Genomic DNA, 21913 nt, shown 5'->3' on the forward strand with positions numbered 1-21913 from the left:
TTTTAGAGCAAAGTGAAGATCATTGAAATGAGTAATATCATTTCGAACTCGACATCATACATTTAAATTTATAACAATAAAGATGTTTTACCATGAAAAATATATTATTACCAACAGATTTTTCAGAAAATTCTTGGAATGCCATACAATATGCCATTCATTTTTTTGATACAAAAGCATGTAACTTTCATATATTACATGTTGATAGGTTAAGTTATTTAGTAACTGGCGATATACCATACGCAGCAACTGATAGCGTAGTTGAAGAGGTTTATACCAAACCTGCTAAAATTAAATTAAGACAAACTTTAAAGCATATTTCTGAGCAGTTTCCGCATCATGGAAAGCATCGATTTTACACATATACAGATTATAACTTTTTTACAGATTCTGTAAAAAAAATGGTAGACGAAAAAAATATTGATTGTATTGTAATGGGAACCAAAGGAGCTTCCGGATTAAATAAATACATTATAGGTTCCAGCGCTAGTGATGTTATTACCAGAATTAATTGTACCACATTGGCAATTCCCGAAAATGCTAAATTTATTAAGCCTAAAGAAATAGCTTTTCCAACAGACTTTTTAATGCATTATGACGAAAAGATACTTCAGTTTATAAAAGGAGTCTTAAAAAAGTTCAATGTATCATTAAAAATTCTCCATATAGGAAAAAAAGAAACCGAATTAACAGAAGAACAAAATAAAAACAAAAAATCATTAGCAGATTATTTCAACAATGTCGATCACGAATTTCATTTTTTAACAAATAAAAACATAGAAGATGGAATACAATGTTTTATTGAGAGCAGAAATATAAACATGCTTTTTTTAGTGGCTAAAAACTTAAACTATTTTCAACACATACTTTTTCATTCAAAAGTTGAAGATTTAAGTTATCATTTAGAAATACCATTTTTTGTTTTACATGAATAAAAAGAGAGCGTTATGGACAATTCAATTTTTTTAGCTAAGCTTTGGGGATGGTATCTTATTATTTTCTTTTTAATACTAAGCTTTAACCCAAAAAGAATAAAGCAGATTTTTTCAGATTTACATGATGAAAAATTTCTAATAATTACTGCATTTATAGCAATAATTGTAGGGTTGATTAATATATTGTTTCATAATATCTGGGAACCTAGCTGGAAACTTATTATTACCATGATTGGTTGGATATCACTTTTTTTAGGATTGGCATTATTTATATTTCCTAATCGTGCTATTCCAAATCTAGAACTTATTAACATAAAATTTGTTCAGGTTATCTATATGCTTTTGTTCTTTATAGGAGTATTTTTATTAAACAACGTTTATGAAATTATCCCAATATAAAATTTATCAAATTGATAAATATCAGTGTGAAACCACGGTTCATGGTTTATCTTAGCAACTAATAAATTATACGTTCTTTCGCTTAGTTGGTTAAAATTACAATAGAGTTTAATGCTATTATTTAGTTAGATGGAATTGAATTAATTTCTGGAATAATTAAATTGACAGGTTTCAATGTTATTGAATGAATATTAATTTCTTAAATAAGAAACTGAATAATATAATTGATCTCTAAAAGGAAACAGGAAGTTTAGGCTTCCTGTTTCTTAAAAGAATAGGTTCTGTTGTTGCAAGATGATGGGACCGAAACAAAGTGTTTAAAGCTATTGTGTAACCTGAAAACCCAGATGTATTTCTTAGAAATGAGAGTATGTTGTAGAAAACCAAAAGTTATATTGATGAAATTAAGCGCTTTGGTGAAACAGGAAGTTTAGGCTTCCTGTTTCTTAAAAATATAACTAGAGATTTCATTGTAAAATGCATAATCTAGTTTAGAGGCGTTTGAAGCTATTTTTTAACTGAAGATTTAATGCAACTTTAGAAGTAAGGCCAAATTAATGATTAGAAAAGGTTAATGAATAAAATCAAATGTTTTGAGGGGAAACAGGAAGTTAGGCTTCCTGTTTCTTTTTTATGTTGGCTATTAATCAATTGCAATTATTGAAAAACATATGCAATTTAAAAAGGGAAAAGTTATCTTTTCCCTTTTTGTTTTCTCATCAATAATTATAAAGTTCTGGCACAGGTTTAATTCAACTGAAAGAATACGTTTAATTTAAGTATGTATTTCTAAAAAACTATTGGCATCTTTTAATAGTCTGATAACTTCATTGTCATTAACCTGGTTGAACTCTTCATAAAATTGTCCAACGGCAAAAAAATCAATAGGTGTTAACAAACAAATTGTTTTATTTACAGAAGGCATCTCATTTATTTTTTTAATTACAGAAGGCGGACCAACAGGCAATGCCACTATAATTTGTGATGGCCTTTGCTTTTCAATGAGTTTTATGCATGATATTAAAGTATGACCAGTTGCAACACCGTCATCAACTAGTATAACTATTTTATTCTTTAAGCTTGGTGTTTTAATATTGCCATAATATTTTTCATGACGTTCTTTTAATAAGGCTCTAATTCTATTTGTTTCCTCATTTAAATATTCTTGAGAAACTGTATGGGCTTCATCACTTAAAACTCTTTCATTAAGGGTTACAGCTCCAATAGCATATTCTTTGTTATATGGGTGGCCAATTTTTTTTGAAAGCACAATAACTAAAGGAACATGTAATTGTTTAGCTATGATGTTGCCAATGGGAAGCCCGCCCCTTGGAATGGTTGCTACAATGGCATCTTTGTTTTTATCGTAGCTTTTTAGTTTTTCGGCAAGTAACAAACCTGCTTCAGTTCTGTTTTTAAACTTCATGTTGTTGTTTTTTGTTTAGATAAAGGTTAAACCAATCGGCAGATAGTTCTGCTACAATATCTAATGTTCCGGGCTCTTCAAATAAATGTGATGCACCTGCAACAATTTTCATTTCACAAGTCCCATGTATGTTTCTTTTTGCTTTTTCATTTAGTTCAATAACAGCATCATCATTTCCACCAACAATTAAAAGGGTCGGAGTCGTAATTTTATTTAAAACAGACATCGCTAAATCTGGTCTGCCTCCTCTTGATACAATTGCCTTAATTTTGCTGTTTAATAATGATGCCGCTTTTAATGCTGAGGCAGCACCGGTACTAGCGCCAAAATAAGCTATAGGTAAATGCTTTGTTTCTTTATTAGAGGCAATCCAAAGGGTTGCTTTTTGTAATCGTTCTGAAAGAAGATCTATGTTAAAACGGTTTTCATAAATCATATCTTCTTGTGCGGTAAGAAGATCAAAAAGTAAACTAGAAAAACCTTCTTCGTATAAGATATCAGCAACATAATTATTTCTGATACTATACCTGCTACTTCCACTGCCATGAGAAAACAGAATAATGCCTTTACTGTTTTTTTTCAAACGTAGAAACCCGTTTAAATGAGTTGTTCCAATAGGAATTTTAACGTCTTTGAAATCCACTTTAGTTTCCATAAAATCAGTTTAAAACATAATGTTTTGGTATATCATTGATTTTAGATTTTTTGGAAGCACAGTTCTTAAGTCTTCCAATTCACCTAAAGAAATATATTGACGTAATACGATGAAAGTTGTGTCTAAATAGTTTTCTGCTAATTGATCTGATTCAAAGTCATGTATAGATGTCACTCCATCATATTTTCTAACCAAATCAATAAATTCTGGCATAGTTTTTATTTTTTGCCTTTTTTGAATGGTCCAGCCATTTACATAAACAGCCTTTAAAAACATAGGGAATTGTGATATTAACTGTAAGGATTCTTCAGTAGTTATAACATCTCTTAATGCATGTAAAGTAGCAGATAGTATTCGTCCTGCTTTATCGGTATCGTCTGCTAAATTCATTTCTTTAGCATATTTCTTTAAAAAGGTATTTGCTTCAGCTGCAAATTGTATGAAATTAAGTGCCATGATAGTTTAATTTTAGTTATTTATAAATATGCTAACTACTTACGATTTAACAAATGATATAAATCAATGCAATAAAAAACTTCTGTTTATATATTTGATTTATAGATTGTTAAATCATGTGTGGTTTATCTCAAAATGCTTTGCAAATTCTTGAAGAACGTTATCTTTTAAAGGATAGAGATGGTAATATTAATGAAGCACCCGAACAACTTTTCAGGCGTGTTGCAATTTTTGTTGCAAGTTGTGAAAAGCAACGAGAGGTTTATGAAGAAAAGTTTTATGAAATTCTTTCAAATCTTTATTTTTTGCCTAATTCGCCTACTTTAATGAACGCAGGATGTCATAACGGACAATTAAGTGCCTGTTTTGTGTTACCGGTTGAAGATAGTTTAGAAGAAATATTCAATACTTTAAAACACGCAGCACTTATTCATCAAAGTGGAGGAGGAACCGGGTTTAATTTTTCAAAACTTCGACCTAAAAATGATTTGGTAAGTTCTTCAAGCGGAACATCTTCAGGGCCAGTAGCTTTTATGAAGATATTTGATGCAGCTACAGAATATGTTAAACAAGGAGGAAAGCGAAGAGGAGCAAATATGGGCATATTGAATGTCAATCATCCGGATATTGAAGAATTCATCACTTCAAAATCCAGCAAAAATGCTATTCAGAATTTTAATATTTCAGTTGGTATTACCGACGATTTTATGAAAGCCGTTCAAAACAATTCTGATTGGGAGCTAATAAACCCGCGTACAAAAAGGGCCATAAAAATATTGAAAGCAAAAAAAATATGGCAATTAATTGTTAATGAAGCTTGGAAAACTGGTGATCCTGGTTTGATTTTTTTAAATACTATAAATGATTTAAATCCAACCCCAAAATTGGGTTATATTGAAAGTACAAATCCTTGTGGCGAAGTTCCATTATTAAATTATGAAAGCTGCAATTTGGGTTCCATCAATCTTTCAAAAATGATTATATCAAAAGAGAAAGAAGTCATTATTGATTGGGATGCATTCGCAACAACCATAAAATTAGGTGTTCGTTTTTTAGATAATATTATTACGCTAAATTATTATCTGTTACCAACGATTAAGAGTATTACAACAGCCAATAGAAAAATTGGTTTGGGAGTTATGGGTTGGGCAGAATTGCTTGTGCTTTTAAATGTGCCATATGCTTCAGAAAGAGCCATAAAATTAGCTGAAAAGGTCATGAGGTTCATTAAAAAAGAAAGTTATAAAGCCTCTGAGGAATTAGCCATCGAAAAAGGAGTTTTTCCGGAATGGAAAAATAGTATTCATTTTCTAAATCATCAAAAATTGAGAAATGCAACATGTAATAGTATTGCTCCAACAGGAACAATATCTGTAATTGCCAATGCATCTTATTCCATTGAACCTTTATTTGCTTTAGCCTATAACCGTGTGGGAATTTTAGGAAATAAAAAGCAAACGAAGATCAATAAAATTTTTATTGATAAAATGAAACAATTGAATTTATGGAATTCTGCTGTTAAGAAAACGATTTTAGAAACTGGAAGTGTGGCTAGTATAAAATCAATTCCGGAGTCAGTAAAATCAATTTTTAGAAGCAGTTTGGAAATTCCATGGAAATATCATTTGTTGCACCAGAAAGCCTTTCAAAAAAATACAGACAACGCAGTTTCTAAAACTATTAACCTACCTGAAAATGCCACAGTTAAAGATATTTCAAAAATATTTATGACTGCTTGGGAATATAAACTTAAAGGAATTACAATTTACAGAAATGGTAGTAAAATGAATCAGGTAATTCAAAAATGTAGTTTAAACAATAGTGAGGCTTGTTCATAATTTAGGCTTGATATATATCATTGCAATTGATGGGTATAGAAATTAATTTTAGTTAAAATGATTAATAGCCATGAGAAAAATTTTGATTCCTACCGATTTTTCTGAAAATGCAATGAATGCTATTCAATATGGTGTAGATCTGTTTAAATATGAATTAAGTGAGTTTTACTTTATGCATGCCTATCAGGATGAAATTTATGCAGATGAAGCTTCATTGACCCGGGAAACCCTTGAGAATGTTGAGGATGTAGTAAGCAAAAAATCTTATGAGCAGCTTCAAATAATATTAAATAAAATTAAAGAGTTTTCACCAAATCCCAAGCATACATATCATATAATATCTTCAAACAGTCTTCTTTTAGATGAAACCGATAAAATTGTTGATGAAGAAAACATAGATATTGTAGTTATGGGTACTCGTGGAAAAACCAACGATAAAAAACTGACTTTTGGTAGCCATACTCTTCAGGTTTTAAAATATGTACAATGCCCAGTTTTAGCGATACCAAATAATTATAAATATACTCAGCCTAAGCATATTCTTTTTCCAACAAATTACATGATTCCATTTAAGCGCAGAGAGTTAAAATTGCTGTGTGAAATGGCATCTCCATATAGAGCCATTATTGATATGCTGTATATTTCAAAAGCTAAAAAACTCTCTATGCGACAAGAAGACAATCAAATCTTTATAAAAGAGACATTATGTAAAGGAGAGGTTAATTTTAAAGTTGTTAAAAGCACCGATATAACTGGTTCTATCTATAAATATATTGAAGAAAATGGTATTGATATGTTAGTAATGGTAAACACAAGACATTCATTTTTAGAAAATATAATTTTTCAATCGACTATAGATGAGTTGGGATTAAATCTGAACATTCCGTTTTTAGCGTTGCAAAACATGAAACGTGACGAATTATAAATTAAAAATAACATCATGAAAAAGATTCTTTTACCTACCGATTTTTCTGAAAATTCTTGGAATGCCATAAAGTATGCACTTCAATTATTTAAAAATGAAACCTGTAAGTTTTATATATTAAATACTTATACACCAGTAGTTTACGATGTTGAGTTTGTTTTGGTTTCACCTGCTCAATTTGGAATGGTGGATGCTATTAAAGAAACAGCATTAAAACATTTAAAAGACTTAGAAGAAAGAATTAAGAGAGAATATAGCAACCCAAAACATAGCTTCAAAACAATGTTGCAATTTAATACACTAATTTCTGAAATGGAAGAAATTGTTGAAGATCAAGCTATAGATTATGTTGTTATGGGCACTCAAGGTGCAACAGGGGCAAAAGAGGTGTTGTTTGGTTCTAATACCGTGCATGTCTTTAATAAAATAAAATGTCCAGTCATTGCAATTCCAGAGAATTTTAAGTTCGAACCACTACATGAAATATTGTTTCCAACCGACTACGAAATTAATTATACCAAAAAACTGTTAAAGCCTTTAATTTATTTAACGTCTTTATATATCTCTAGAGTCAATGTTCTTAATGTTTCATTTGGTTATGAGTTGACCGAAGAACAAGAGAAAAACAAAAAAGCATTAGAAACATTTTTAGATAAAACAGCTAATCTTTTTCATAGTGTTTCAAATGAAACAGTTCAAGAAGCTATCACAACTTTCCAACAAAGAGCACGAATTAATCTGTTGGTTATGATTAACAATAAACATTCATTTTTTGAGAACCTCTTTTTTAAATCAACCATAAATCAAATAGGATTTCATTTAAACATTCCTTTTTTACTAATTCCTACCAAAACTATAAAATCTAAATAATGGAAAAGAGAATTTTATTACCAACAGATTTTTCAGATAATTCCTGGAGCGCCATTGTATATGCTTTAAAACTTTACAAAGATGAAGTTTGCACATTTTATTTTTTAAATTCTATTGGCATAGAAGCTCCCACCATGACTTATACTTCCAATCGATTGTTAAAAACAATGCGTGAAAATGCACTAAAAGAAATGTTGGAACTGAAAGATATGGCCGAAAATTCAAATATTAATTCAAACCACAAATTTGATATTATTATTAGTTCAGAGGATTTGAACGAATCAATAGAGAATGCTGTAAATAAATATGATATCGATTTGATAATTATGGGAACTCTGGGAGCAACCAACATTGGAGAATTTTTCTTTGGAACAAATACCGTTCATTTGGTTAACAACGTAAGAGCATGCCCTGTTTTAATTTTACCAGAAGAATTTGATTTTGTGGAGCCAAAGCAAATAGCTTTTCCAACAGATTTTAATCATTTTTACAGTGAGAAAGAAATAGAGCCATTATTAAAATTGGCCGATTTATATAATGCTAAAATTAGAGTTGTTCATATTAATATTGAAGAATCTTTAGATGAGCTTCAAAAGTATAATTTAATAGTTTTAAAAAGCTATTTGCACAACTACGAACATAGTTTCCATTGGATGCCAGATTACGCAAAAATAACCACTGAAATAAACGATTTTATTACAGATTTAGATATCGATGTTCTTGCGATGGTTAATTATAAGCACAGTTTTATTGAAAAACTAATTAAAGAGCCTGTGATTAAAAAAATTGGAATTCAACCTCAAGTTCCATTTTTAGTCATTCCAGAATGAGTTGATGCTTATCATTGAAAAAATCAATGTCTTCATTTAAATTTAAAATATAATTTATAGAAAGATGAAGCTAAAGATTTTATTACCAACAGATTTTTCTAAAAATGCCTGGTATGCTATTACTTATGCATTGGAATTGTATAAAAACAGTTTCTGCAATTTTTATATTTTAAATGTATTTTCAGCTACCAGCAATGTTATCGATAGTTTGCTAAATATGGAACCGGGTAGTGAACTCTACGAAACAGCCAAACTTAATTCTGAAAACGGACTGGCAAAAGTTTGGGATATGATAAGCTTATTGGATTATAAAAACACAAAGCATCACTTTGAGATAATTTCAAAATTTAATAATCCGGTGGATGCCATAAAAAATGTTGTTGAGGAAAAGGATATTGATATGATTGTTATGGGTACAAAAGGTGAAACCGATTCTAGATCCAAGGTATTTGGTGGTGTTGCCATAGATGTTATGGAAAAGGTTCGTAATTGTCCTGTTATAGTTGTACCAGAAAAGGCAAAACACATTTTGCCAAAAGAAATTGTGTTCCCTACCAGCTATAAAACCTACTTTAAAAGGCGCGAATTAAATCATTTGATAGATTTGGCTAGAAACTGTAACGCTTCTGTTAAGGTTTTACATATAAATAATGAAGATAAGTTAAGTGAAATTCAGCTTAGTAATAAAAAACTTTTGGAAGAATATTTTGAAGGAATAGATTATTCATTTCACTCGCTTAGTAATATTGAATTACCAACAGCAATTAATTGTTTTATTGAAAGCAGAGAAAGTGATATGGTAGCTTTTATAAACAGAAAACATGTTTTTTTTGGAAGTATGATAACAAATCCATTGGTGAAAAATATTGGATATACTTCGAGGGTTCCAATATTAGTAATGCATGACTTAAGAAATTAAGCATTGTTAAAATAAAGATAGTTTTAAACTGAAAGAATAATTTTCTTAACAATTAAAAAATAAAAAAAATGAGAAATATAGGAATTTGGTTAGATAAAAAGAAAGCTCATATTGTAAGTATTTATAATGGTAAAGAAAGCCTTAATACAATTTTATCTGATGTTGAAGACTTTCATATCCATGGAGGTTCTGGCACCAGATTAAAAGGTGGTCCGCAAGACGTCGTTCAGGATAGCAGGTATTTGGAACGTGAAAAGCACCAATTAAAAATGTACTTTGATGCTATTATTGATGAAATAAAAAATGCGGACGAGATTGTCATTTTTGGTCCGGCAGAAACAGGCGAGAAGTTTTACAAAAATTTGATCGAAAAACATTTCGATCTAAGTTTTAAAGTAAAAGAGGTTGCAAAGACAGATAGTATGACCAAAAATCAAATTAAAGCATGGGTTAAGGAGTTTTATGATCCTAAAAAGATCAGGTCATTTTAAATTGAAAAAACAAAAATAATTATCTTTTCACTTTAGTTTTTATTAATCATATATGGAAACACAAGAAATATATAAAAGTTTTAGCAGCAATAAATCATTGAATGAATTGCTATATAAGATGAAAGCAGAAGCATTAAGACTTAACGATTTAAAATTTGAGCTTCAATTTTATATAACATTATTATACAAGCCAATCTTTAAAACACGCACTGCTAATTTATATGAAATACTCGCCAGATATAAATACGATATTGGAATCTTACAAGAAAGGCGTGTAAAATTACAGAGTCATGTAAACGAGTATATAAATCAAATTAACAATAAAATAGAAAATGAGATAACAACATTTGATGATTATTTTATTAATAATTATGATGATTTAGAGCATGAAATTTTCAACTTTCATGTTAAAGTATCAGACTTCAAGTTTGGCTTTTTTGAATACATCCAAAATGTAAGTTTAAACTAATTTATCAACAAAAAATACCAGAATTAATCTTTTCACATTGATAATAATCATTGCGAAAAGTAACTTACCTTAATACTTTAGTGCTAAACTTTAATTTAATGTTTAATTAAAATATTAAGGATATGACAACACTTATGAAACGCAGAAAAAGGAATGAATTATTACCTTTCGAATCTAATTTATTGACTCCTTGGAGCAATAGCTTTTTGAGACCTTGGAGCAGCAGATTGTTTAGAAATAATTTTGATGATATTAATAGCTTGTTAAGATTTGATGATGTTTTTAAAGAAGATTTCTTTGAAGACGACAGTCTTATGCCAGCTATGAATGTAAAAGAACATAAAGAAGATTTTGAAATTGAATTAGCTATTCCTGGATTTAACAAAAAAGATTTTGAAGTATCTTTAGAAGAAGACATACTTCATGTTTCTGGAAAAAAAGAAATAGAACAAGAAGAAAAAGAAGATGATTTTTCTCGTAAAGAATTTAGTTACAAATCCTTTAAAAGATCTATGATGCTTCCACCTTCTGTAGATTTAGATCAAGATGTTAAAGCTTCTTATAAAAATGGAATTTTGAAAGTTAGACTTCTTAAAAAAGAAGCTTTGATTGAAAAAGAACACCCTAAAAAAGTTATTGAAGTTATTTAATTTCTTCAAAAGCAGAAAGTAAAATTTTAGGGGATGTTACTTTCTGCTTTTTAATTTTTAAAACTAGTAAGATGAAAACAAATCAAACAAAAGCCAAATATCAAGAATGGCTTACCCCAGAAATTATTCATAAAGCATCTCTAGATTGGCTATCAGAAATTAAGTTTATTAAAGATGAAAATTCATTCTTAGATGATTTGATTAAATCTTATACGCTTCAACTTATAGACTCAAAACATTTTAATGAAAGCAAAGTAGTTATAGATGAATTGAAAGCATTTAAAAAGGAAACTAATAATATCTTTGAAGTCGTTACTATGCATGAGAGAGCCTTGGAAATATTAGTAGATGATATTGACCAAATAAAAGAAGAGGAAGCCTATAGAAAAGATCATTTAAGGCTAATTATAGATGTAAGTAATTTTCAAAAAAGACACAGAGATTTAAAAAAACAAGTCTTTAAATTAGTTAAAGGAATTATAAAAGAAGGAAAGCAAAAATTCTTGACACAAAAGAAAGTTAATTTAAAATGATTAATTAACTAATTATTACAATATCTAAACCCCACTATTTGTGGGGTTTTGTTGTTTAGAAGTGTAATACATTACAAATTGATGAAAAAAAGAGACGTAATTAGAATAATTAATCTTATTGGAATAAATTTACAGTTCTTTTTTTTATGCCTTATTATTTTAATTTATTTGGATGTAAAAACGACTATTGGACAATTGCTATTTTAGGGATTTACTTGTTTCTCTTTTTCTCTTTTTGGGTTTTTATATATTTTCTTTTTTTAGAGATAAGGTATGTGATAAAATATAAGATTAATTTCTTTAATCATGTGATTAATAACAAGTTAGTTTTATGGGGTATTTTGCCCTTTTTGATTTACTTAATGTTATTTTAATAGTTAGTTTTACTAATTGATAAAGCCCTATTCCAAAGGTGTAACCTCATTATCCAAGATATATAGAGCCTCAAGATTAATGGGTAAACACTACTTTAGGGGTATATTGTGATCATACTTACTCTGGTAAAAAATTAGTTTGTCGTGAAGATTGTAATACTTTTGAAGAAAGAGTATGCAATGTTTTGGGTTCAGAAGCAGATTTTCTTAACGACCCAACAGACTCTGGAGGGACACTAATAGAGAAGTATCATGGCCAGTTTGGCAAGAAAACGCAACATCAATACTCGGAGAACAACCTACTTTGCAAAATTTGCAAAACCTTACAATTGAACAAGCTAAACAAATTTACAAAGCAAAGTACTGGGATTCTATTTTGCTAGATGATATTAACGATGGAGATTTAAGGTGGCTTCTTTTTGATTTTAATCAATTTTTGGGTTTAATTCCCCGACGCTTGCGTCGAAATAAAAAAAGGAATTCCTATTTGATACCTCGTACCCTTGGGTCGAGATAGTTCATTGTAAATGCAAGAGGAAATGCAATTCAAACTTTGCAAAGTACACTTGTTGAATTAGGTGTAAATGTTTCGATTGATGGGGTTATGGGAACTCAAACCCTTTCAGCCATTAATAGCTTTGAAGATCAAGCGCTGCTTTATAATACGTTTAAAAGCAAAAGGAAAGATTATTATGATAATATAAAACAAAGAAGAATAAACAGGTATTTAACCAACCATGCTAACGCAACTGAATCTGATTTATTAAATAACACATTAAAACGTTTTAAAAATGGATGGACAAATAGAATAAACGGTTTTAAAGATAAAACAAAAGCAAACGATATTAACGTAAATTGTTAGAAAATGAAAACATACTTATATTTTTAGGATTACTTTTAATTACAAACTCTTTATCCTCACAAAACATGAGCGGAAACTGGTTTTGGAAATATGAAATAAATAACAATGTAAAACATACAACAGAGTTTGTTTTTTCAGTAAATGGCAACCAAATAAATGGTAATTACTGCTCTGTGTTTTATGAAGGAAGTAAAATTGATTGTGAAGAAAGCGAATCTACTTATTGCATTACTCTAACTTTGGTGGAAACTAATGTTTATGAGGGAACATTTCAAAGCTTTTCACATGGAGGGACAGGGACAATAAAGATAATCTATCTTTACGGAAGTAATGAGTTAGAATTTGAAATTTTGAGCAGTGAAGGGGTGTTCTATTTACCGAAAATTGCCATATTTCATAGGTAGAACTTCGTATTTTTTTATAAATTATTAGCTTTTTACTGAATTAGAATTGTAATTAAATCATGAAAAAAACAATATTAATACTGGTTTCAATAGCAGTTTTTCATAATTGTGAAGCTCAATCTTTATCATCCCAAATAAGCACTTACAATGCGGAAATTATAGGTTCTTGGGTTTCTGATGACGACTCCACATACAAAATTGAGTTTACAGGTAGTGGATTTCAAAAAGAATACATTAATAACCAAGTCCAACAAGAAGTTTATCACTTTGAATTGACTACTGATTGCAGTGGTAGTGCCAGTAGGGGAAATGATATTTATTTAGAAAGATACACCGACTCAAGTGATATTACTTGTGATATATTTAATGGTATATATACTGATTCAAATGGAGTAAAGATAATGTCAATTAGAACTGAAAGAGGAAAATTGGAGACTTATACTAAGCAATAAATATTTTTAGAATGAAAGAGCAAATATGCAGTAGGAAATAATATTTTTTGCTGTTATTAGTATATTTAGAAAGGTAAAGATTCAATTGTTGTTTTCATAAAATTCGTGGTTGTTTATCTTGCTTTGGTTTTAAATAATATTTATCTTTATAAAACCAGTAAGTAAAGTAATTTATTTTGAGGTCATTTATAGTTCTGTCAACAAATCGGCTAACAGATTGTTTTTTTAGTTTGTAAATGATTGATATATTGCATATTGTGTATAGGAAGAGGCTTCCTGCCATCCCGACAAAAAAAATCCAACTACAAATGTGGTTGGATTTTTTTATGATATAATTAAAGTTGCTTTATTATTCGACAATTAAATTAAAAGCTCCTTTTGTTAAAAATTCAGAACCCGGATTAAAATCTGCTGCATTTAAAATTTGAATATATCCATTTGAAGACTTCCCAATTTGCACAGGAACTTTTTTATAAGAAGCAATACCTTGTTTTATTATTGCATAATTATTGCTTTCAATATTAATAACGGCTTCATTTGGTAAAGCGTCTAATACGTCACTTGAAGTTATAATATCCGCTTCTAAATACATGCCTGGAGCAAATAGTTTAGCATCCTCTTCATTCACTAAATCACCATGAATATCAATGGTTCTTTCAGTTGGGTTTATGGCTCTATTGATTAAATGCACTATTCCTTCATAGACTTGATTAGAATTATTTTGAAGATGTATTTTAATAGGCTGCTCTTCTTTAATTAACGGAAGATCATTTTCGAAAATCTTTAATTCCAAATGTAAGAGGTCTGTGTTAGTTATGGTCATGGCTACATCTGATGGATTTAAAAACATACCTTTTGAAACTTCTATAGAAGTAGCAATGCCAGAAATGGGTGAAGTTACACTTATCACTGAGTTAATAGATTCACCGGTTAAAGCATTTGAGTTAATATTCATCATGCTTAATTTCTTTTGTAAAGATTGAAATTGAGCTAGAGTTACTTTATAGTCTGATTCTGCTTTTAGATAATTCTTTTGTGATGTTACATTATCTTTGTATAAAGTTTTTTGTCTTTCATAATCAGCTTTTAAATAATTCAATTTGGATTTGGCTTCTAAAAAATCTTGCTGAATTTGAACATATTCAGGATTTTCCAGTGTAAATAAAACTTGTCCTTTTTTTACACGATCGCCAGGTAATAAAGAAATATTCTTAACATAACCTGCAAAATAGGCGCTTACAGTTGCTTTGTTTTCTGGTGGAACATCAAACATACCATTGGCTTTTACAGAAGTAATAAATTCTTGTTTGGTAATTTTTCCTAGTTCCAGGTTCGATGAAACAAATTGAGCATCAGTAATTGTAATGTTATCCTTTTCTGTAGTTTCTGTAGCTTCAATAGTAATAACATCTTCCTTGGTTTTCGAATTACAAGAAATTAAGCTAGCTATAGCTATTATAAATAATCCTTTCACAGCCAATATATTTTTAAAGTTGTTGAACATGATTGTCATGATTAAAAAGTTAAATAGTTTAATTCTAAAATGGTTGAATTATAGTCGAATAGATTTTGTAAATAATTTATTTTGATTTTTGTGGCACTCTCCAAAAGTTGGACATATTGAAGAAAATCAATTTCACCATTTTGAAAGGCCTTTGAAGCATTTAATGTTAATTCATTAGATAAATTTTCTCCAGTTGAGCTATAATAATTTAGTGCTTCTTCATATTTGTTTAAATCTGAATGCAAGCTTTTATATTTTGAATCTAGTTGAATTTTATAATTTTCATATTCATTTTCAATAATCATGGTTTGGGTTTTAGCGGCATTTATTTTTGATTTATTGGATCCAAACCATAAAGGAATGGAAACTCCTGCCTGAAAACCCGAATAGTTTTTTGCATTTAATCCGTTATTAGTTCCTTGGAAAACAGAAAAATTCAAATCTGGTAAAAGGTGTTGTCTTTCCAATGAAAGCGACGTTTCAGACAATTGTTTTGCTGTTTCATAATACAATAAACCGGGATGTTCTGAACTGTTCCAAGAAGTTAATTCTAGCAAAGGGGACATTTGTTTTGAAATGACATAAGTGGAATCAGATTGAAGCCATTCGTGTAATGTTGTATAAGCTTTAGTGACGTTTTCTTCACTTTGTAAAAGCAATAACGAGATTTCTTTTTGTTTCGTTTCTGCTGTTAGTTTTTCAAGTAAATTGGTTTCACCAACTTCATAACGCCTTGTTGCAGCTTTTGAAAATTGATTGTAAAGACTGTCTAAGAATTTATATTGTTCAACGACATTGGTTGTGTAAACTACATGGTAGTAAGCTTTATAAACTTCTTTTTTTAGTAATCGCTCGTTAATATTGTATTCCTGAAACGATAATTTTGTTTTTTGTTTTTCAGCCTTTCTTTGTGTTCCATAAATGGTTGGGAATTGAATGGATTGACTTATGCCGAAAACTTTTAATGGTTCTCCGTTTTCTGCAATATTGTTTTCGTCGTAATGATAGTAAATCTGGGTTTTGTCAATATTAAAAGCACTTCCAATTAATTGCTTTGATTGATTTACTTTATTAGCTGAAGCTTTCAACATATTATTGTTTTCTAAAGCTATTTCAACAGCTTGGTCTGCTGTAATTTCCTTAGTTTGAGAGAAACTTAAAATGGGTAACAATAAAAAGACAAATAAAGGCAATCTCTTGTTTTTTATTTTTGGTAAATGACCTTTTCTATCAAACATTGCGTACAAAACAGGTAAAACAACAAGAGTCAATGCAGTAGCGCTTATAAGTCCACCTACAACTACGGTTGCTAATGGACGCTGAACTTCTGCTCCTGCTGAGGTTGAAATTGCCATTGGCAGAAAACCTAGTGCGGCAGCGGCGGCAGTAAGTAAAACGGGTCTTAATCTGTTATTTGTTCCCATAAGAATACGTTTGTTAATATTAGTAATGCCATGTGCTTTTAGCTCTTTAAACTCCTCGATTAATACAATACCATTTAAAACGGCAATACCAAAAAGAGCAATAAAACCAACACCGGCAGAAATACTGAATGGCAAATCTCTGAAATAGAGTAGAAGCACACCGCCAATAGCCGATAATGGGATGGCACTATAGATAATCAATGCTTCTTTTACAGAATCAAATGCGAAATATAAGAGCACAAATATTAAAATAAGAGCAATAGGTACGGCTACTTTTAATCTGGCTGAAGCCGTTTTAAGGTTTTCAAATTGCCCGCCATAACTTACTGTATAACCAACAGGAATTTTTACTTTTTCATTAATAATACTTTGTACGTCTTTCACCACAGATTCTAAATCACGATTTCTAACATTGACACCAACGACTATTCGACGTTTTGTATTATCTCTTGAAATTTTTGCCGGACCTTTAGTGTAGCTTATTTCTGCAAATTCACTTAAAGGCAAGCTATAACCATTTGGAAGTAGTACTGATGCAGTTTCAATATTTTGAATGTCTTTTCTGTGTTTTTCATCATATCTCAACACTAAATCAAATTGTTTTTCGCCCTCAAAAACAGTTCCGGTTGGCATTCCGGCAAAACCCATTGTAATTATTTTGTTTAAATCTTGAATATTTAGACCGTATTTAGCAATGTTGTTTCTTTTATACTTAACAATCATTTGTGGTAATCCAGCTGTTTTTTCAACAGATATATCGGCAGCACCTTCAACATTTTTAATAGCTTTTTCCACTTCGATGGCTTTTTTGTAAAGAATATCTAAATCTTCGCCAAAAATTTTGATTGCCAAGTCTGCACGAACACCTGTGATAAGTTCATTGAAACGCATTTCAATAGGTTGTGTAAATTCATAATCAACTCCTGGAATTTCAGAAAGAGCTTCTTTAAATTTATCGGCCAATTCATCTTTGCTTTTAGCAGAAACCCATTCGCTCTTTGGTTTTAATTTGATTATGACATCACTTTCTTCCATAGACATGGGGTCTGTTGGGACTTCGGCAGCTCCAATACGACTTACAACTTGTTCTACTTCTGGGAATTTTAACAGTATTTTTTCCATTCTGGTTGTGGCTTCAACAGTTTTGGTTAAAGAAGTTCCTGTTTTAAGGATTGGCTGAATCACGAAATCACCTTCATCTAACGTTGGAACAAATTCACCACCCATTCTCGAATACAAAAATGCGGTTACTAATAATAATACAACTGAGAGTGTTAATACTAATCTTTTTTGACGAAGTGCCCATGAAATGGTAGGTTGGTATTTGTCTTCAAGAAAAGCTATCAGTCTTGAAGAGATTGTTCTTTTTTCAACGTTTGAAGGCTTTATAAATAAGGAAGCCATTACAGGAATATAGGTAAAGCATAAAACCATAGCACCAATTAGTGCAAAACAAAATACCAAAGCCATGGGTCTAAACATTTTTCCTTCAACATTAACGAGTGATAATATTGGTATAAAAACGATGATGATAATTAACTGACCAAAAACTGCCGATTTCATCATTTTGGTTGCACCTTGAAAGGTGATTTTATCAATTAATCCTTGTCTTTCATTTGCTGGAATAGATAAAAGTTTAGCACTTTGACTTGTTATTTTAAAGGCTATGAATTCTACAATAATTACCGCACCATCTATGATAATACCAAAGTCAATGGCGCCTAAACTCATAAGGTTTGCATCAACACCAAAAATGTACATGAGCGATAATGCAAAAAGTAAGCATAAAGGAATCACCGATGCTACAACCAAACCAGAACGTATGTTTCCTAAAAGTAAAACCACAACAAATATGACGATTAAACAACCTAGTATTAAGTTTTCTGCAATGGTTGTAGTTGTTTTTGCAATAAGCTCACTTCGTTCTAAAAATGGATTGATACTTATTCCTGGAGGTAATGAAGATTGAATTTCAGTAACGCGATCTTTAACAGCATTTATAACGGCATTTGAATTGGCGTCTTTTAACATCATTACCTGACCAAGTACTTTTTCTCCTTCACCATTCCCAGTAATGGCACCAAAACGATTGGCATATCCAAAACCGACTTTTGCAATATCTTTTATGTAAACAGGTACATTTTCTCTTGTAGTAACTACAATATTTTCGATATCTTCTAAAGAATTGACTAAACCTTCACCACGAATAAAATAGCTTTCATTAAGTTTTTCTATATAACCACCACCAGCAATACTGTTGTTTTTTTCTAGAGCATCAAAAGCTTCAAAAATAGACACATGCATTGCTCTTAATCGTTCCGGATTTAAGGCTACTTCGTATTGTTTTAAATGGCCTCCCCAAGTATTTACTTCAACCACTCCGGGAATTCCTGAAAGTTGTCGTTTTACAATCCAGTCTTGAATAGTACGAACATCAGTTAATGAATACTTGTCTTTATATTTAGGGTCAACATTTATTACATATTGATAAATTTCTCCAAGGCCGGTTGATACAGGTCCCATAAAAGGCGTTCCAAATCCAGCAGGAATTTTTTCTTCCGCACTTTTTATTTTTTCAGCAATTAGTTGTCTTGGTAAATAGGTTCCTATTTTATCTTCAAACACAACAGTAACAACAGACAATCCAAATTTAGAAACGGAGCGAATTTCTTTTACGCCAGGTAAGTTGGCCATTTCTAACTCAACTGGATAGGTTAAAAACTTCTCAACATCTTCAGTAGCTAAATTTCTTGAAGTGGTAATTACTTGTACCTGATTATTTGTAACATCTGGAACAGCTCCTATAGGAATGTTTGATAAAGAATAAAATCCAAAACCAATAATACCTGCAGTAAAAAGTAGAACAATAAGTTTATGGTGAATGCTATACTGGATAATTTTTTCTAACATTTTTTTGATGTATTTAATTGCAATACAAATTTAAAATGCAGAACTAAGATTTATCTGGATAATGCCTTAAGATTTGCTTAAAATTAGAAACAAGATTTTAGTTTAAGTTGTTGAAAAACAAAAGGCTCAGAAATATTCTGAGTCTTTATAGTCTAACCTAAAACATTAAAAAACCATTATTTATTAACAAAAAACAAAGAAAGATTATGTTTTTAAAATAAAGCCATAAGTTTTCTTAAGAGTTGCTTAAAATTTTTGGAATTAGTGCAAAAAAAAAGGTTCGGGAACCACCCCGAACCTAACCAACCGTTTAAGAAAATATATTAATTAAGAATTAATTATTTCTTAAATACATGACAAATTTAAGATTTTTTTTTATTAATCTTTATAATATGGTTCCTTAAAATTTGCTTAAAATTTTATAGTGAAAATTGACCCCGAATTTATTGAGCTTTCTACATAGATTTTAGCATTTATTGCTTCTGCAGATTTTTGGGCTATAGATAGGCCTAAACCATTACCATAAATATGTTTATGTTCTAAGGCATCTGATCTAAAAAAATGATTAAAAAGATAGGGAATATCATCATTTTTAATGCCAATTCCTTCGTCTTTAATAATACAAATAATATTGTTTTTGGGATTAGTGATGCTTATGTGAATTTGGGTGTTTTTTTTTGAATATTTTATCGCATTGTTTATAATATTATCTAAAATAAGATTTGCATGGTATTTTGGAACAACTACGTTTTCAGAGGTTTCAGATTTTAACTCTACTGATAAATTCTTTGAAAGAATTTCGTTGTTGTTTCTTGATAAAATTTCTTCAATAAGTATTGGAAGTGATATGTCTTCGTTATTGTTTATTATTTTACTTGTCGAGTTTAATCTGGCTAATAATAATAATTGCTCTAGAGTTTGTGACATTCTATCAATTTCAGAAAGACCATATTTTATTTTACTTTCATACTCTTCTTGTGTTCTTGGTTTTCTGATTAAAACTTCCAATGTACCTCGCAATGATGAAAGAGGTGTTCTTAATTCATGAGAGGCATCAGATGTAAATTGTCTTTCCCTCTCAATAGCGTCTTCAATTCGCTTAAGTAGTTTGTTAATGCCAAACGATAAATCATAAAGTTCATCTTTATAAAAAGGCAATTCCACTCGTTCGTTTAGGTTGTTTTTTGTGATATGATTGGTGGTTTCTGTAATGTTTTTTACAGGAATTATGCTTCTGCCAGCTAAGTATCTTGATATAAAATAAAGAACTGAAAGCATTAGTGAAAATGAAATAATTAACACATTTCTTAATTTAATCAATACCATCATTGATGGTTCTAATGACATGGCGGCCAGCAAATATCCTTTTGTTTCTCCATTACTTTGTATGGGTTTTTGAATTTGCCTAATAGCTTTGTCTTTTAAATAGGTGTTAAAATGGGTTGAATATTTTTCTGAATTTTTAAACGGTAAAACATCACTTTTAAGGTTTGGGGATTTATCCATTACCTTTCCTAATGTGTCAATTATTTGAATGAATACAGGGTTGATTTGAATTTCTCGATGTTCCATTTCTTCCCATTCTTTTTTATTGATAAAGTGAATGGCATTGTCTATAATTTGTATTTCACCAGAATGCTTTGAGGCTTCAAAAGTTAAATCATTATCAATGTTTTGATACATGGTTTCTTGCACCACGAAAAACACAGCGCTAAATATAACAGCCATTATTATAGCTGTAGCTATCATATAATGTAAAGCAATTCTATTTTTAAAACTTAAATTCATAATTCTTTAGCAATATATCCTATGCCCCGTACAGTTTGAATATAATCTTCGTTAGCATTTAGTTTTAATTTTTTTCTCAATGCATTTATATAAACATCAATAACGCCAGTATTATAATCAAAGTGTATATCCCAAACCTTCTTAATGATACAGGTTCTTTTGCAGATATCCCCTTTGTTTTTCATTAAATACTCCAGAAGACCAAATTCTTTTTGGGTTAAATTAATTTCTTCATCTCCTTTAAATACTTTATGTGATTTGTTGTTTAAGGTGATGTTTCCTAGAGTGAATATAGAGTCTTCTTCAAGTTTTGGTCTTAACTGTACTTTTATGCGTTCTAAAAGTTCATTAAAATGAAAAGGTTTTTTTATATAATCATTGGCACCAGACTGAAGTCCGAAAATAGTTTCGTCTACAGTATCTTTAGCAGTTAAAAAAATTACAGGTGTTTTTTTATATTTTAATCTGAATTGTTTACAAATTTCAATCCCACTTAAACCAGGAAGCATCCAGTCTAAAAGCAATAAATCGTAATTACCGGTTAAGGCTAACTCCAAACCGGTTTTACCTTCTTCAGCAACATCTACTAAATACAATTCTTCCTCTAATCCTTGTTTTAAAAAGTTAGATATTCCGGTTTCGTCTTCAACAATTAATAATTTCATGTTGCAAAATTTACTCTTTAATTTCAAAAAGGCACTATTATAGACTTAAGATTTGCTTAAAATACTTGAAATTAAGAATTTAATGTTATAAAATAGAAGAGTCTGGAAGATTTGAATTTCCCAGACTCTTGCTG

The 21913-nt window shown here is 30.0% G+C and carries 21 protein-coding genes and 1 pseudogene; 15 read left to right on the forward strand and 7 right to left on the reverse strand.

The features are described from left to right. Positions 1-92 precede the first annotated feature (92 nt). Positions 93-935 carry a universal stress protein gene (locus V8G69_RS03375; protein WP_394880398.1) on the forward strand — a complete coding sequence of 281 codons (843 nt, stop codon included), beginning with the start codon at positions 93-95 and terminating at the stop codon, positions 933-935. A gap of 12 nt (positions 936-947) precedes the next feature. Beyond that, positions 948-1334, forward strand: a complete 387-nt coding sequence (locus V8G69_RS03380) for a hypothetical protein (RefSeq protein ID WP_394880399.1) — start codon at positions 948-950, stop codon at positions 1332-1334. Between the two features lie 775 nt (positions 1335-2109). Here V8G69_RS03380 and V8G69_RS03385 read toward each other — a convergent pair. Genes V8G69_RS03385 through V8G69_RS03395 form a run of 3 tightly spaced genes read right to left on the reverse strand, consistent with a single transcriptional unit; the run spans position 2110 to position 3871 of the window. Then, positions 2110-2760: a phosphoribosyltransferase gene (locus V8G69_RS03385; RefSeq protein ID WP_394880400.1), complete on the reverse strand. Its 651-nt coding sequence runs from the start codon at positions 2758-2760 to the stop codon at positions 2110-2112. Further along, positions 2750-3415 (reverse strand): dienelactone hydrolase family protein, encoded by a 666-nt coding sequence (locus V8G69_RS03390; RefSeq protein WP_394880401.1) that lies wholly within the window; start codon positions 3413-3415, stop codon positions 2750-2752. The genes V8G69_RS03385 and V8G69_RS03390 overlap by 11 nt, the downstream gene beginning before the upstream one ends. 9 nt (positions 3416-3424) lie before the next feature. After that, positions 3425-3871 (reverse strand): DUF2267 domain-containing protein, encoded by a 447-nt coding sequence (locus tag V8G69_RS03395; RefSeq protein ID WP_394880402.1) that lies wholly within the window; start codon positions 3869-3871, stop codon positions 3425-3427. 116 nt (positions 3872-3987) lie between these two features. Between V8G69_RS03395 and V8G69_RS03400 the strand changes: the two genes are divergently transcribed. From V8G69_RS03400 to V8G69_RS03460, 13 genes and pseudogenes are all read left to right on the forward strand, one after another. Beyond that, positions 3988-5709, forward strand: a complete 1722-nt coding sequence (locus tag V8G69_RS03400; RefSeq protein ID WP_394880403.1) for an adenosylcobalamin-dependent ribonucleoside-diphosphate reductase — start codon at positions 3988-3990, stop codon at positions 5707-5709. 70 nt (positions 5710-5779) lie between these two features. Then, positions 5780-6634 carry a universal stress protein gene (locus V8G69_RS03405; RefSeq protein ID WP_394880404.1) on the forward strand — a complete coding sequence of 285 codons (855 nt, stop codon included), beginning with the start codon at positions 5780-5782 and terminating at the stop codon, positions 6632-6634. A gap of 15 nt (positions 6635-6649) precedes the next feature. Continuing rightward, positions 6650-7504 (forward strand): universal stress protein, encoded by an 855-nt coding sequence (locus V8G69_RS03410; RefSeq protein ID WP_394880405.1) that lies wholly within the window; start codon positions 6650-6652, stop codon positions 7502-7504. Continuing rightward, positions 7504-8334, forward strand: coding sequence for a universal stress protein (locus tag V8G69_RS03415; RefSeq protein ID WP_394880406.1), 831 nt, complete (start codon positions 7504-7506; stop codon positions 8332-8334). The genes V8G69_RS03410 and V8G69_RS03415 overlap by 1 nt, the downstream gene beginning before the upstream one ends. A gap of 64 nt (positions 8335-8398) precedes the next feature. After that, complete coding sequence (locus V8G69_RS03420) at positions 8399-9253, forward strand: universal stress protein (RefSeq protein ID WP_394880407.1); 855 nt, start codon at positions 8399-8401, stop codon at positions 9251-9253. A 68-nt stretch (positions 9254-9321) separates the two neighbouring features. Beyond that, positions 9322-9744, forward strand: a complete 423-nt coding sequence (locus V8G69_RS03425; RefSeq protein WP_394880408.1) for a hypothetical protein — start codon at positions 9322-9324, stop codon at positions 9742-9744. A 52-nt stretch (positions 9745-9796) separates the two neighbouring features. Next, complete coding sequence (locus V8G69_RS03430) at positions 9797-10213, forward strand: hypothetical protein (RefSeq protein ID WP_394880409.1); 417 nt, start codon at positions 9797-9799, stop codon at positions 10211-10213. Positions 10214-10335: 122 nt separating this feature from the next. Next, the gene (locus tag V8G69_RS03435; RefSeq protein WP_394880410.1) at positions 10336-10863 is read left to right on the forward strand and encodes an Hsp20/alpha crystallin family protein; all 528 of its coding nucleotides are present in this window, start codon (positions 10336-10338) and stop codon (positions 10861-10863) included. 71 nt (positions 10864-10934) lie between these two features. Then, positions 10935-11396 carry a hypothetical protein gene (locus V8G69_RS03440; protein WP_394880411.1) on the forward strand — a complete coding sequence of 154 codons (462 nt, stop codon included), beginning with the start codon at positions 10935-10937 and terminating at the stop codon, positions 11394-11396. Between the two features lie 621 nt (positions 11397-12017). Beyond that, positions 12018-12287 (forward strand): annotated as a pseudogene (locus tag V8G69_RS03445) (glycosyl hydrolase 108 family protein); the annotation flags it as partial. A 27-nt stretch (positions 12288-12314) separates the two neighbouring features. After that, positions 12315-12632, forward strand: a complete 318-nt coding sequence (locus V8G69_RS03450; RefSeq protein WP_394880776.1) for a putative peptidoglycan-binding domain-containing protein — start codon at positions 12315-12317, stop codon at positions 12630-12632. Positions 12633-12697: 65 nt separating this feature from the next. After that, on the forward strand, positions 12698-13036 hold the full coding sequence (locus V8G69_RS03455; protein ID WP_394880412.1) for a hypothetical protein: 339 nt from the start codon (positions 12698-12700) through the stop codon (positions 13034-13036). 59 nt (positions 13037-13095) lie between these two features. Next, positions 13096-13488 (forward strand): hypothetical protein, encoded by a 393-nt coding sequence (locus tag V8G69_RS03460; protein ID WP_394880413.1) that lies wholly within the window; start codon positions 13096-13098, stop codon positions 13486-13488. A 349-nt stretch (positions 13489-13837) separates the two neighbouring features. Here the strand turns inward: V8G69_RS03460 and V8G69_RS03465 are convergent, their stop codons facing one another. The 4 genes from V8G69_RS03465 to V8G69_RS03480 all read right to left on the reverse strand — a co-directional run bounded on the left by V8G69_RS03465 (position 13838) and on the right by V8G69_RS03480 (position 21779). Beyond that, positions 13838-14962 carry an efflux RND transporter periplasmic adaptor subunit gene (locus tag V8G69_RS03465; protein ID WP_394880414.1) on the reverse strand — a complete coding sequence of 375 codons (1125 nt, stop codon included), beginning with the start codon at positions 14960-14962 and terminating at the stop codon, positions 13838-13840. Between the two features lie 41 nt (positions 14963-15003). After that, positions 15004-19326, reverse strand: a complete 4323-nt coding sequence (locus V8G69_RS03470) for a CusA/CzcA family heavy metal efflux RND transporter (RefSeq protein ID WP_394880415.1) — start codon at positions 19324-19326, stop codon at positions 15004-15006. 411 nt (positions 19327-19737) lie between these two features. Then, positions 19738-21114 carry an ATP-binding protein gene (locus tag V8G69_RS03475; protein ID WP_394880416.1) on the reverse strand — a complete coding sequence of 459 codons (1377 nt, stop codon included), beginning with the start codon at positions 21112-21114 and terminating at the stop codon, positions 19738-19740. After that, on the reverse strand, positions 21111-21779 hold the full coding sequence (locus V8G69_RS03480; RefSeq protein WP_394880417.1) for a response regulator transcription factor: 669 nt from the start codon (positions 21777-21779) through the stop codon (positions 21111-21113). The genes V8G69_RS03475 and V8G69_RS03480 overlap by 4 nt, the downstream gene beginning before the upstream one ends. Positions 21780-21913 lie beyond the last annotated feature (134 nt).

This window comes from Gaetbulibacter sp. M235 (assembly GCF_043876835.1).
GTDB lineage: Bacteria > Bacteroidota > Bacteroidia > Flavobacteriales > Flavobacteriaceae > Yeosuana.

Coding starts and splice junctions, on each gene's coding strand:
- V8G69_RS03470 (WP_394880415.1), bottom strand. CDS start 19,326: ATGTTAGAAAAAATTATCCAGTATAGCATTCACCATAAACTTATTGTT.
- V8G69_RS03380 (WP_394880399.1), top strand. CDS start 948: ATGGACAATTCAATTTTTTTAGCTAAGCTTTGGGGATGGTATCTTATT.
- V8G69_RS03390 (WP_394880401.1), bottom strand. CDS start 3,415: ATGGAAACTAAAGTGGATTTCAAAGACGTTAAAATTCCTATTGGAACA.
- V8G69_RS03430 (WP_394880409.1), top strand. CDS start 9,797: ATGGAAACACAAGAAATATATAAAAGTTTTAGCAGCAATAAATCATTG.
- V8G69_RS03420 (WP_394880407.1), top strand. CDS start 8,399: ATGAAGCTAAAGATTTTATTACCAACAGATTTTTCTAAAAATGCCTGG.
- V8G69_RS03425 (WP_394880408.1), top strand. CDS start 9,322: ATGAGAAATATAGGAATTTGGTTAGATAAAAAGAAAGCTCATATTGTA.
- V8G69_RS03405 (WP_394880404.1), top strand. CDS start 5,780: ATGAGAAAAATTTTGATTCCTACCGATTTTTCTGAAAATGCAATGAAT.
- V8G69_RS03460 (WP_394880413.1), top strand. CDS start 13,096: ATGAAAAAAACAATATTAATACTGGTTTCAATAGCAGTTTTTCATAAT.
- V8G69_RS03385 (WP_394880400.1), bottom strand. CDS start 2,760: ATGAAGTTTAAAAACAGAACTGAAGCAGGTTTGTTACTTGCCGAAAAA.
- V8G69_RS03475 (WP_394880416.1), bottom strand. CDS start 21,114: ATGAATTTAAGTTTTAAAAATAGAATTGCTTTACATTATATGATAGCT.
- V8G69_RS03415 (WP_394880406.1), top strand. CDS start 7,504: ATGGAAAAGAGAATTTTATTACCAACAGATTTTTCAGATAATTCCTGG.
- V8G69_RS03435 (WP_394880410.1), top strand. CDS start 10,336: ATGACAACACTTATGAAACGCAGAAAAAGGAATGAATTATTACCTTTC.
- V8G69_RS03440 (WP_394880411.1), top strand. CDS start 10,935: ATGAAAACAAATCAAACAAAAGCCAAATATCAAGAATGGCTTACCCCA.
- V8G69_RS03395 (WP_394880402.1), bottom strand. CDS start 3,871: ATGGCACTTAATTTCATACAATTTGCAGCTGAAGCAAATACCTTTTTA.
- V8G69_RS03455 (WP_394880412.1), top strand. CDS start 12,698: ATGAGCGGAAACTGGTTTTGGAAATATGAAATAAATAACAATGTAAAA.
- V8G69_RS03375 (WP_394880398.1), top strand. CDS start 93: ATGAAAAATATATTATTACCAACAGATTTTTCAGAAAATTCTTGGAAT.
- V8G69_RS03410 (WP_394880405.1), top strand. CDS start 6,650: ATGAAAAAGATTCTTTTACCTACCGATTTTTCTGAAAATTCTTGGAAT.
- V8G69_RS03480 (WP_394880417.1), bottom strand. CDS start 21,779: ATGAAATTATTAATTGTTGAAGACGAAACCGGAATATCTAACTTTTTA.
- V8G69_RS03400 (WP_394880403.1), top strand. CDS start 3,988: ATGTGTGGTTTATCTCAAAATGCTTTGCAAATTCTTGAAGAACGTTAT.